Raw genomic sequence first — 12,819 nt, 5'->3', positions numbered from 1 at the left:
AATGATGAATAAAATAAATTTTAAGAAAATTAACGATGTGAACGCTTTAATAAATTTCACTCTCTCTCCCGTATTTTTATTTATTTTGGCTATGTTTGCTCCAATCGTATTGCATTAAAACTAACAGCCGACCTATAGTATGAACTCCCAATTGATATCTTCAAATGAATCTGCTCTTTTACTAAGGGTGGCTGCGGGAAATGAATTGGCCTATACGCAACTTGTTGAAAGACACTGGAAAAAGGTGCTTCAGCATGCCCTCAGCTTTGTGAAATCATATCCAGTTGCCGAGGAATTAACGCAAGATATTTTTATTCAGATTTGGGAAAAACGAAAAAAACTATCTGAAGTAAAGAGTTTTGACAACTACCTTTTTATCGTGAGTCGCAATTTAATTGTCAGTCATATTCGGAAAAAACTTATAGAAACGGATTCGCTAAAAGGAGAAAAACTACAAGAGCTATTTTTCAAACCAGATGAACAATATGAGTTTAAAGAATTGGTTGAAATTATAAATGAGGGGGCTACACTTTTACCGGAACCCAGGCGTTCCGTTTTCCTGTTAAGCCGTATAGAAGGGAGAGATGCCGACTATATCAGTAAAGAATTGGGTATCGCTAAAAGAACCGTTCGTTGGCATTTGGTGCAGGCATTGAATTTTCTTAGAAATTACCTACACAAGCATTATAATGTCAATTTATTAACACTAATTTCATTAGGGGTAAATTTTTTTTCATAATTTTTTTATTTTTCATTGCCACTTTAGCAACCAATACTCGTCTTTATAATTGGAGGACAGCTTAGGTCGGCCCAAAATCTTGCATTTATGTATCAAAACGAAGTATTTAAAGAGCTTATGAATCAGTTTATTTCAGGAGAAATTTCTCCCGAAGGTAAGGCAATGCTGCTTCCAATGCTGGATGATCCCCAATATTCAGAGGAATTGGATGTCTTTCTTCGAGAAAATTATGACTCCGTAGAAATTCCTTCTATTAGTTCTGAAGCAACTGAAAAATTCATTAAGGAACTTAGGGAGAAAATGAATGCTTCTTCAAAAACAAAAGAATCGTCCGTTTTAGGGTTATTCAACTGGAGAAAAATAGCGGTTGCTGCAAGTGTCTTAGTAGCCATTGGTATTGGGACTCTTGTTATCTTTCAAAAAAGCGATCAATCTCCTGTGGCGGTTGCGTCAAAGGGAAGCGATGATAAAGAGCCGGGTAAAACAGGCGCAATACTTACCCTTTCCAACGGTTCAAAAATCGTTTTGGATAGTGTAGCAAATGGATTGTTGGCCAATCAAAACAATACGGCTGTTTCAAAAAAGAATGGCGGGGTTGTATATACGGCGGGTAACAATGCGCAATCGGTGTACAATACCATGACCACTCCCAGAGCGCGTCAGTATAATCTGGAATTGTCAGATGGTACAAAAGTATGGCTCAATGCATCTTCGTCAATTACTTTTCCTACTTCTTTCGCGGCAAACGAAAGAAAAGTAACGACAACTGGAGAAGTATATTTTGAAGTAGCTAAAGATAAAACAAGACCCTTTATCGTTTCAGTCGATGACATGCAGGTCAATGTGTTAGGGACACATTTTAACGTAAATGCGTACGATGATGAAGCGGCAATAAATACCACCCTTTTGGAAGGAAGCGTGTTAATTACTGAAAAAGGTAAAAAAGTATTATTGAAACCTGGGCAGCAAGCTAAAAAGCAGAAGACCGCCGCGATTGTCGTAAACGATAACGTGAATTTGGATGAAGTGATGGGGTGGAAAAACGGCGTATTCTACTTTGACAATGCTAGTCTTCAAACGGTTTTGCGCCAATTGAGCCGTTGGTATGATGTAGATGTCGTATTCGAAAAGGATGTGCCTTCAAGAACATTTGAAGGAGAAATACAAAGAAATTTACAGCTATCACAAGTATTAAAAATTTTAGAAAAGAATAAGGTTCATTTTAAAATCGATGGAAAGATTTTAAGAGTGATGCCATAATTTAGATTAGAACGGGGAAACCCTTTTTTATAAAATATGTATTTGTTATCCATAAAAAAAGCCAGCAGATGTTGGAAGCATCGCTGGCTGGTTCCTAAAAGAAGGAACAGTTATGGAAAAATAGATAGATAAACCAAGCGAGGAGAATTTATTATTAACCAAAAACCATTACCAAAAGTATGAAATTATTACCAAAAACCAAGCCAAAAAATTATTGGCCTAGCTCTAAAACCTGGAAAGTTATGAAATTAACATCCATACTGGTTATCGCTCTAACTTTACAAGTTTCGGCAGCAGTATCTTCACAAACGATTACTTTCTCGGGAAAGAATGTAGCGTTTAAAAAAGTATTATCGGTCATAAAAAATCAAACGAATTATGTTTTTTTCTATGACGTTGCTATTCTGAAAAATGTTAAGCCCATCTCCATTAATGTAGTGAATGCCTCAATTGAGAAGGTGCTGGAACAAGTTTTTGTAGATCAACCAATCACATGGGTTATCGAGGGGAAAACAATTTCGTTTGTTCCTAAAGCCGAAAAAGTAAAAGAGGCAACCAATTTGTCACTAGTGCAAAAGTTAGTTAAAGGGAAAGTGATTAATGAAAAAGGAGAACCTATACCTGGCGCTAACGTACATGTCAAAGGAAGTACTGTTGCAGTGCAGACTGGATTTGACGGTAGTTTTATGATTGAAGTGCCTGAAAACGCTACAAAGTTAGTTATTTCCTTTATTGGCATGCAAGAACAAGAGGTAGTCATTGGAAAAGACCCCCTCATTATTGTTCTAAAAGAGGAAGGGCAAAAACTGGAGGATGTGGTTGTAATTGGATATGGAACCACAAAAAGGAAAGATATTACAGGAGCCATTTCTACTATAAAAACGGCTGATATTCCTAAAGGAGCAAATACATCTATTGATCAAGCTTTAAGCGGAAGAGCCGCAGGATTGGTGGCTACTCAAACTTCAGGACAACCGGGCGCTGGTGTAAATGTACAAATAAGAGGAAATGCTTCCTTCGCTTCTTATGGAGTGCTGTATGTAGTTGATGGAGTTCCTATTGATGCAGGAGCTGGTGAACCTGGAAGTGGTAGCCCTTTTGGAGCTGGTATCAGCCGTTCACTATTAAACTTTATTAATCCTAATGATGTTGAATCTGTAGAGGTTTTAAAAGACGCAAGTGCTGCTGCCATTTATGGTGCCAGAGCAGGTGGCGGAGTAATCCTGATTACAACTAAAAGAGGGAAAACAGGCGAAGCAAAAGTGAATTACAGTGCGAGTAGTGCCTTTCAGCAACCTGCTCAATTTTACGATATTTTGAATAAACATGATTATATGGTGGAACGCAACCGTATAACGAAAGAAAAATACTTATTGACCAAAAAAATTGCACCTTATGGTACTACAGATCCGTCTACAGTCCCTGCTTTTATTCCTAAATTTTCGCAGGCAGAAATAGACAGCGCAGGGGAAGGTGTAAATGCTTTGGATAAAATTACCCAATCGGGTCTTCTTTTTCAACATGATTTATCTATTGCTGGTGGAACTGATAAAACAAAATATTTTGTGTCTGGAAATTATCTTAATCAGGAAGGTGTTATCAAAACCTCATCTTACAAAAGATATACGGGTCGTATTAATTTAGATCAGATAGTTACCGATAAACTGAAAGTTGGAGTAAACTTGATTGAAACAAAATCTTTTAGTGAGAACCCCTCTATTGGTACGGGTCAGTTTGAAAACTCGGGGATTATTTTAGCGGCATTTTACCATCCGCCTACTGTTGATTTAGTAGCTCCGGATGGTTCTTATCCGTTGAATCCGGATTATAAAAACGCCCCAAACCCAGTTTCATTTTTGGAAACTACTGATAAAACTGTGCTAAACAGATTAATGACTACTGCCTTTGCAGAATGGGAAATCATTAAGAATTTGAAAGCAAAAGCTAACTTTAGCTACGATCAGTCTACTGCAAAACGCAGTACTTATTTGCCGAAATCATTTTTATATGGAGCAAGGAATGGTGGTGTCGCAAATATTAGTGAAAATACTTCTAATACTAGTTTGTTAGAATACACATTAGCTTATAAAAAAGATATTAATGAGAACCATCATTTGAATGGAGTTGCAGGTTATTCTTACCAAGTGCGTTCCAGAGAAGGTTTTAATGCGGGTAACAGCCAGTTTATAACAGATGGATTTTTATATAACAGTCTAGAAGTTGGCGAAGCTCCAAGACCTACTGTAGGTTCTTTTAAAGACGAACAAGTTTGGGCTTCTTATTTCGGGAGATTAGGATACGATTATCAAGGCAAGTATATTTTACAAGGATCTATTCGTCGTGATGGTTCTTCAAATTTTGCTGAGAATAAAAAATATGGTTGGTTCCCTTCTGTTTCAGCAGCTTGGAAAATATCAAACGAGGAATTTATGCAAAATTTGACGGCAATTTCCTTTTTGAAAGTAAGAGCCAGTTATGGAACAACTGGAAACAGTAATATAGGAGCGAATGCTTTTCCTTTTTATAGAGCGGGTTCTAATTATGTTTTTGGGGATACACAAAGCACAGGGGTTTACCAAAGTCAATTGGCAAATCCTGAACTAAGCTGGGAAACGGCTAGAGAGATAAACCTTGGATTGGATTTTGGTTTGTTTAACGATCGTATCAGCGGAACATTTGAAGTATTCGACAAAACAATATCTGATTTATTAAGCTTTAGACCCTTACCTGCTTTTTCTGTAGTAAGTAGTGTGGCAGCAAACATTGGTAAAACACAGAGTAAGGGTTTTGAGTTCACGCTAAAAACAGTCAATATTAAGTCAAACGACTTTAGTTGGATAACGGATTTTAATATCGCTCATTATGAAGATACTTGGAAAGAAAGAGATCCTCTTGTCGCAAAAACGTTGCCTAAATATGTTGGACTACATGATCCTATTAGAGCAATATATGGATACCAAACAGACGGAATATTACAAATTGGTGAAGCTGTCCCAGCTGCTATGCCTAACCTGAAACCAGGGATGCTAAAAGCGAAAGACCTTAATGGCTATGATGCAGAGGGTAATCTTACCGGAATACCAGATGGTAAGTTGAGTTCAGCAGATGCTATTTATTTAGGCAATTCAGATCCAGGTTATACCTATGGTTTTGGAAATACGTTTAAATACAAAAAATTTGATCTAAATATTTTTATGTACGGTATGCTTGACAGACTAAAATATAATGATGATAAAGCTGTTGCTTATGATTTGTCCAGTAAAATGGGGTCATTTGGTTGGAACGCTTTAGACATGGTAAAAGACCGTTGGGCTTCTGACAACACAACAGGGACCAATCCGAGTGGATTAGTGAATCCTTACGGTGGCTATGTAGGTAATTTTTACAGAGAAAAAGCTGGCTTTTTGAAATGTCGTAACATTACATTAGGATATACATTGACAAAGAATATGTTTCCAAATCAAAAAATATTTGAATCCCTTCGTTTGTCTGCCGATGTACAAAACTTATTTACCATTACGCCATACTCAGGTATAGATCCGGAATTATCAAGCTTCATTGCCTATCCTGCTCAACGTTCTATTATACTAGGACTTAATGTTATTTTTTAATTATAAACTTTTAAACGAACGATATGAAAAATACTATAAATAAAGCAACGGTTTTTAGGCTGTTGCTCATAATGATATTGTTTACTTCCTGCGAAAAAGACCTTGAGCCGGAAGTATTTGATAAATTAGCACCATCTACTTTCTTTAAAAATGGAGCCGATGCCAAAGCGGCGCTTACCAACTTATATACCGGCATGTTTGGAGCAGGATGGGGAGGTGGTTATGGTGGTGCCCAAGCTTCTTGGGTGGTTCAAAGTTCACAAACTACCGATGAGTTAGTATGCTCATGGGGAGATGGTGGTAGTTGGGCTAAATTAAACAACCTGAATTTTGACGATGGATTTGGCTCACTTACAACTCATTACACGGGTTTGATGCCGAAAATAACCAATGCTACAATTCTTTTGGAAAAGATAAATGGCATTACTATGGATCCAGACCTCAAAAAAAGATATTTGGCTGAGGTAAAAGCTTTAAGAGCACACCTGAGTACTATCTTGTATAATTTTTATGGTCCTGTTTCCATTGTAATTGATCCTGCTTATGCCCAGAATCCTGCTTCTTTGCCTGAAGCGAGACCCTCAAGTGATTGGATGTTTAAACAAATTGAAACTGATTACAAAGAAGCAATGGCTGATTTGCCCGTTACTTATAGTGCCAATGACTATGGTCGTTTCACTAAAGGAGCTGCCATGATGGGTTTACTTAAGTTGTATATGAAAGAAAAAAAATGGCCTGAAGCTATTGCTATCGGAAACCAATTGCAAGCATTGGAAGCACAAGGAGTTTATTCTTTGGTTCCAGAGTATGAAGATATTTTCAAAATTGATAATGAACAAAATAAAGAGATGATTCTCGCAATTCCCTGTAACAGTGCCACAGATAATTACAACATGTGGTTGGCACATTGTATACCAGGAAATTATGTCGACCCTTCAGGTCAAGCAATTGAAGCATGGGGTGGTTATAAAATGCCTTGGAAAACCTATGACAAGTTTAATCCAGCAGACAAACGTCTGAAACAATTACTGGCAGTTTATCCTACAGATGGCGGGGTATTATTTGATGCTCGTGCAGAAGGATTAGAAGGTGCAATTCCTAAAAAATATGGTATAGATCCTGCTGCTGCCGGAGAAGCGCATGGAACTGACATTGTCGTATGGCGTTATGCTGATGTATTACTTTTGATAGCTGAAGCAACAAATGAAGTAAACGGTCCAACACCAGAAGCCTATAGTTTAATAAATAGAGTAAGAACTAGGGCAGGACTTCCTAATTTAGTTGCTGGTTTATCAAAAGATCTCTTCAGAAATAAGATTATGGACGAAAGATTATTTGAACTTTGGTGTGAAGGGAGTCGTAGAGACGATTTAATTCGTTGGGGCAAATACATTCAAAGAGGTATTGATGATGGTTCTCCATTTGCTACTCCTAACAAAGAATTATATCCATTACCTAGAAAAGCGGTGGATGAGAGCAACGGTAAAATAATACAAAATCTAGGGTATTAAACTTTTTTGTTTTGGTTTGTTAAAAAGTACCATCGGATTTATTTCTGATGGTGCTTTTTTTTAAACAAATTCTGTAAAAAGTGTTGTTGTTTTTCAAGATTTCCACCGTAAATTATCGCAATATTTTTAATCAATTAACTGAGTCACAATAAATATTATAATGAAAATAAAAATTATTCTACTTGCTTTTTTTATAACATGCACTTTTGGTACAAAAATGAATGCACAATCTACTGTTTCGCTGCCGTTATTAGCGGGGGAGCAATGGTGGGGAGGAGCAGGTCAATTTGGATATAAAATGCCTTTCAATGAAAAGAGTGATTTTAAATTTAATCTTTTAGGCGATTCTTCACAAAATCAAAGCGTTTCTTTATTGCTTTCAAATAAAGGAAGATGGATTTGGTGCGATGCCCCATTTAGCTATGCTTTCAAGAATAATTCCTTGACCCTTCATTCTGATTCTGCGGAAATTCAAAGTGGTGTAGCGGGTAAAAATTTGGCGACAGCCTATGCCTACGCCTCGCAACATTATTTTCCTGCCTCGGGCAACTGGCCTGATCCGCTATTGATAACTGCACCGCAATATAATTTGTGGATCGAGTTGCAATACAATCCCAATCAAAAGGATGTGTTGCAATATGCGACTGATGTATTGAAACAAGGACTTCCAGCAGGAGTTTTAATGATTGATGATAACTGGAGTAATTATTATGGAGAATTCGATTTTAACAGAAAAAGATTTCCCGATGCCAGACAAGCCATTGCCAAATTACACGAGCAAGGATTTAAAGTAATGCTTTGGATAAGTCCTTTTATTTCTCCCGACAGTGAAGTTTTTAGAGAGCTTCAAGAGAAAAAATTAATGCTTTTAGACAATGATGGTAACGCTAAAAAGGATTGGAATACTACTCAAAAGCCATTGTTAATCGAATGGTGGAACGGCTATTCGGCTTGTTTGGATCTAACAAATCCAAAGACTCAAAAATGGCTAACAGAAAAACTGCAATTCCTTCAAAAAGAATATGGTGTAGACGGTTTTAAATTTGATGCTGGAGATGCTTATTTTTATAACAGTACAAAATTAGTTTCTTTTAGAAAAGCAACACCGAATGAACATTCAGAGGAGTGGGCAAAAATTGGATTGTCATTCCCATTAAACGAATACCGTGCTATGTGGAAAATGGGTGGTCAACCCTTAGTGCAACGCTTGGCGGATAAAAGTCATAGCTGGAAAGACCTACAAATGCTTGTTCCTAATACCATTGCACAACAATTATTGGGTTATACTTTCACCTGTCCTGATATGATTGGCGGTGGTTCTTTCGGATCCTTTTTACCAGGCGCAAAAATCAATCAAAAATTAATTGTTCGTTCAGCCCAAGTGCACGCTTTGATGCCAATGATGCAATTTTCCGTTGCCCCATGGCGAATTTTAGACACAGAGCATCTTAATGCAACAAAAGAAGTCGTGGCTTTACGCCAAAAAATGATGCCAGAACTAATGGCTATTTTGAAAGACGGTGCTGTAACTGGTGAACCTGTTTTAAGGCCTTTAGAGTATAATTATCCAAATCAAGGTTTCGAAAATATAAAAGACGAGTTTATGCTGGGAACGAATATTTTAGTGGCACCCGTTGTAACAGAAGAAGATGAAAGAACAATTGTACTGCCAAAAGGGAATTGGTTTTACCAAAACAAAAAATGGCAAGGTGGCAAAACGTATGTTATAAAAGTAGCACTGAATGAATTGCCTGTATTTATTAAAAAATAATACATTTTATAATTTAGCTAAAACGCTCAACATCTTCATTTTAAACTAGAACCCTAGACCCATTCAAAAGAAACTCCATGTGGCGAAAAAATGTAATCAACAATGCTTTGAAACTAAGCAAGAACTAAAATATTTAAATATTTATGAATAGAAGAGACTTTATTATAAAAAATGTATTAGCAAGCGGGGTATTTTTCTTGCCATCTTCTTTACTTGCGTTTGAAAAAACCTTGAGAGGAGATAATGTACCTTTTGACAGAAGTTTTGTTCCTGAACCAATAATGGAAAATGATAATGGTTTTATAGATCTCTATTACAAAGCATGGGAATTAGCGTATAGTCATATCAAAACACAAGCTAATTTACCAGCTTCACCATATATGGATGAGGCGTTTGACGATTCAACCATTTGGATATGGGACACCTGCTTTATGGTACAGTTCTGCAAATACGCACCTGCTGTTTTTCCGGGCATACAAAGTTTAAACAATTTTTACGCCCCAATACATGACCATATAGAAATACCACTTCGAATTGAAATAATAGATAACCCACCACTTTTTGCATGGACAGAATCTGAATATTTTAAATTCACCAACGACCATAAGCATTTAGAAGAACTGCTGTTGAGAAATCAATACCTTCAAAAACATTTTGATTGGTTTGATACCACCAAACCGGGTAAGGTAATAGCCGATAGTGCTCCAAGCTGTCTTGAAAAAGTGGAGCATGGTTACCATTGGGAAGGAGGCCGCAGTGGTATGGATAATACGCCAAGGGGAAGAACCGGTAAGAATGCAACAAAAAGCCGTCCTAATAATCCTAAAATGCTATGGATCGATGCCATTGCACAACAAGGCTTGAGCTCCTTATGTGTTTCCCGTTTATTTAAACAGTTGGGAAATAAGGAAATGGCTGCTAAATGGAAAGCTACATACAACAAAATTAAAACAACGGTAAATGAATTCTATTGGGATGAAACGGATGGTTTTTATTACGACATCAATGAGGATACTCTTGAACCAATCAAAGTGGTAACTCCAGCATCTTATTGGCCTATGCTTGCCGAAATGTGCTCTGCTGAACAAGCAAAAAAAATGGTGGATAAGATCAAAGATAGTAATGTCTTGGGTGGTATCGTGCCTTGGGTTTCACTGGCACGTAACGATGCCGATTTTAAGGAAAATGGAAATTACTGGAGAGGTTCGGTATGGTTGCCTTTAGCTTATATGGGAATCAAATCGCTTGAAAAATATAACTATTTAGAACTCGCCCATCAAAATGCGTATGATACCATCTCTCATATGGAAAAAACATATCGGGAGTTTACTCCTCATACTATTTGGGAATGTTATAATCCTGTTGAACCTAAACCGGCAACCAATGAACATGCAAATAATGGACTTGTTCGTCCCGACTTTTGTGGTTGGTCGGCATTAGGAGCTATTTCTTTGTTAATTGAAAATGTATTGGGTTTTTATGATATCAATGCAGCCACAAAAACCATAAAATGGAATAAAGTACGAACCGATAGACATGGTATCCACCGTTTAAAATTCGGTACAGTTATAACCGATATTATTGCTTTTGGTAATAAAATTGAAATAAGCAGCAATGAAAAATACACACTTATTGTTAATGGAAAAGCTTTTAAAATAGCAGCAACGGAAAAGCAACTGTTTTCGTTATAAAGCAAAAAGGGAGTATTCAAACATAAAAATTAAAACAATATTAAAAATTATAAAAAAATTATGAAAATTAAAAATTTTGCATTAGTACTTTTGATTGCTGGATCTATTTTTTCAGCAAATTCGCAGTCTTTTGGGACTGTAAAAGAATTGGCAGAGAGACGTGTTCCTTGGTTAGCCAAAAAACTGGTTTTTTCAACTATACCAAAAGAAGATGGCAAAGATGTATTCGAACTGTTTTCCAAAAACAATAAAATACACATCGCTGCTACGGATGCCAACACTGCTTCATCCGGATTAAACTGGTATTTGAAATATTATTGTCACCGTAACATGTCCCATATGGGAGATAATCTTTCGGCTGTCGAAAAATTACCAACTGTTGATGGGAAAGTGAGAATTATATCTCCGTATCCCGTTCGGTATGCGTTAAACTATTGCACCATTAGCTATACCATGAGTTTTTATTCCTGGAAAGATTGGGAACGTGAATTAGATTGGATGGCCTTGAATGGTGTAAACCTGATGCTGGCTCCCGTGGGAATGGAAGCGGTTTGGCAAAACACCATGAATCAATTAGGTTTTACCCAAAAAGAAGTAGCTGACTTTATACCAGGCCCTGCTTTTGGTGCTTGGTGGTTGATGGGAAATCTTGAAGGTTGGGGTGGCCCGATAACACAAACCATGATTGATCAACAAGCCACATTAGAAAAAAAGATTCTGAAACGCATGAAAGAACTTGGAATTCAACCTGTAATGCAAGGATTTTATGGAATGATACCTACAACGTTGAAAAACAAAATGAAAATCGAGATTATAAGTCAAGGCAAATGGGCCGGTGGTTTTCAAAGACCTGATTTTTTGCTGCCTACCGATCCCATGTTCAAGAAAGTGGCGGGAGTTTATTATACGGAAATGAAAAAACTATATGGCAGTGATATTCATTTTTTTGGTGGAGATCCTTTTCACGAAGGAGGAAGTTCAAAAGGTGCCGATCTTACGGCTTGCGCCAAAGGGATTCAGCAACAAATGCAACAATATTTTCCGGCTAGTACATGGGTGCTTCAGGGATGGCAAGAAAATCCGTCGAAGGGATTATTGGACGGATTAGATAGATCAAAAACCTTGGTGATTGAATTGTTTGGCGAAAATACTGCTAACTGGGAAGAACGCAAGGGATATGACGGAACTCCTTTTGTATGGAGTAATGTGAGTAATTTTGGGGGAAAAGTGGGTTTGTATGGTAAACTGCAACGTTTTGCTAACGAAGTTCATAGAGCCAAAAACAGTCCTTATGGTGCTTTCTTGAAAGGAATCGGGATTATCCCAGAGGGGATTAACAACAATTCTGTAGCCTATGATTTCATGTTAGAATTAGGCTGGCACACTGATAAAGTAGATACCAAAGAATGGATAAAAAACTATGTAAAATACCGTTACGGAAAAAGTAATGAAGCGGTAGTAAATGCTTGGCAAGGATTTCTGGAAACGGCCTATAGCAGCCCGGAGGTGTATCAGGAAGGTCCTTCGGAATCTATTTTTTGCGCAAGACCTTCGGTTAAAATAGGAAGCGTTTCCTCTTGGGGAACCAGAAAAAGAAATTATGATACTCAAAAATTTGCTGAAGCTGTAAAACTTTTTGTCTCTGCCTCGAAAGAATTTGAACAAAGTGAAACCTATCAAGTTGATAGAATTGATTTGGTACGACAGTTGCAAGCCAATAATGGAGATGTAGTTTATCAAAAAATGATTGATGCCTTTAATGCCAAAGAGGTGAATACCTTTACATCAGCCTCAAATCAGTTTCAAAAAATGATACAACAACAGGATGCTTTATTGAGTTGTAGCAAACATTTTTCGCTACACACTTGGTTGAAACAGGCCAATGATTTTGGGACTTCAGCTGCCGATAAAGAAATAGCATTGCGAAATGCAAAAGAACAAATTACCTTTTGGGGCCCCACAGATGCTAAAACCAATCTGCATGAATATGCACACAAAGAATGGGGAGGCTTACTAGGGTCTTTGTATCTGGAAAGATGGAAAATGTTTGCCGATGAAAAGATCAAAATCATGAACAAGCAAGCTGTAACTGCACCAAATTATTTTAATATGGAAAAGAAATGGACAGAAGGAAAGGAATTGTTTTTGCCAAAAATTTTAACTCCTGAGCAACAAAATGTTTTAATAAACACCATTTTATCGCAGAAAATTTAAAAATAATGGGCATGAAATAACA

Annotated in this window: 7 protein-coding genes; all 7 read left to right on the top strand. The window is 37.1% G+C overall.

From position 1 onward, the window contains the following. Nucleotides 1-139 precede the first annotated feature (139 nt). Nucleotides 140-739 (top strand): RNA polymerase sigma factor, encoded by a 600-nt coding sequence (locus E0I26_RS06295; protein ID WP_131915640.1) that lies wholly within the window; start codon nucleotides 140-142, stop codon nucleotides 737-739. Between the two features lie 87 nt (nucleotides 740-826). After that, entirely contained in the window at nucleotides 827-1,999 is a 1,173-nt protein-coding gene (locus tag E0I26_RS06290) for a FecR family protein (RefSeq protein WP_131915639.1), read from the top strand. Nucleotides 2,000-2,241: 242 nt separating this feature from the next. Next, nucleotides 2,242-5,610 carry a TonB-dependent receptor gene (locus tag E0I26_RS06285; RefSeq protein ID WP_165929413.1) on the top strand — a complete coding sequence of 1,123 codons (3,369 nt, stop codon included), beginning with the start codon at nucleotides 2,242-2,244 and terminating at the stop codon, nucleotides 5,608-5,610. Between the two features lie 23 nt (nucleotides 5,611-5,633). Further along, nucleotides 5,634-7,121: a RagB/SusD family nutrient uptake outer membrane protein gene (locus tag E0I26_RS06280; protein ID WP_205728775.1), complete on the top strand. Its 1,488-nt coding sequence runs from the start codon at nucleotides 5,634-5,636 to the stop codon at nucleotides 7,119-7,121. 217 nt (nucleotides 7,122-7,338) lie between these two features. Continuing rightward, nucleotides 7,339-8,892 (top strand): glycoside hydrolase family 31 protein, encoded by a 1,554-nt coding sequence (locus E0I26_RS06275; RefSeq protein WP_205728774.1) that lies wholly within the window; start codon nucleotides 7,339-7,341, stop codon nucleotides 8,890-8,892. Between the two features lie 143 nt (nucleotides 8,893-9,035). Continuing rightward, nucleotides 9,036-10,583, top strand: coding sequence for an MGH1-like glycoside hydrolase domain-containing protein (locus E0I26_RS06270; protein ID WP_131915636.1), 1,548 nt, complete (start codon nucleotides 9,036-9,038; stop codon nucleotides 10,581-10,583). Nucleotides 10,584-10,643: 60 nt separating this feature from the next. After that, nucleotides 10,644-12,797 (top strand): alpha-N-acetylglucosaminidase, encoded by a 2,154-nt coding sequence (locus E0I26_RS06265; RefSeq protein WP_131915635.1) that lies wholly within the window; start codon nucleotides 10,644-10,646, stop codon nucleotides 12,795-12,797. The last annotated feature ends 22 nt before the right edge of the window (nucleotides 12,798-12,819 follow it).

It is taken from the genome of Flavobacterium rhamnosiphilum (assembly GCF_004349195.1).
Lineage (GTDB): Bacteria > Bacteroidota > Bacteroidia > Flavobacteriales > Flavobacteriaceae > Flavobacterium > Flavobacterium rhamnosiphilum.
The sequence above is the reverse complement of the archived record's forward strand: the minus strand, read 5'-3'. Positions and strand labels throughout refer to the sequence as shown.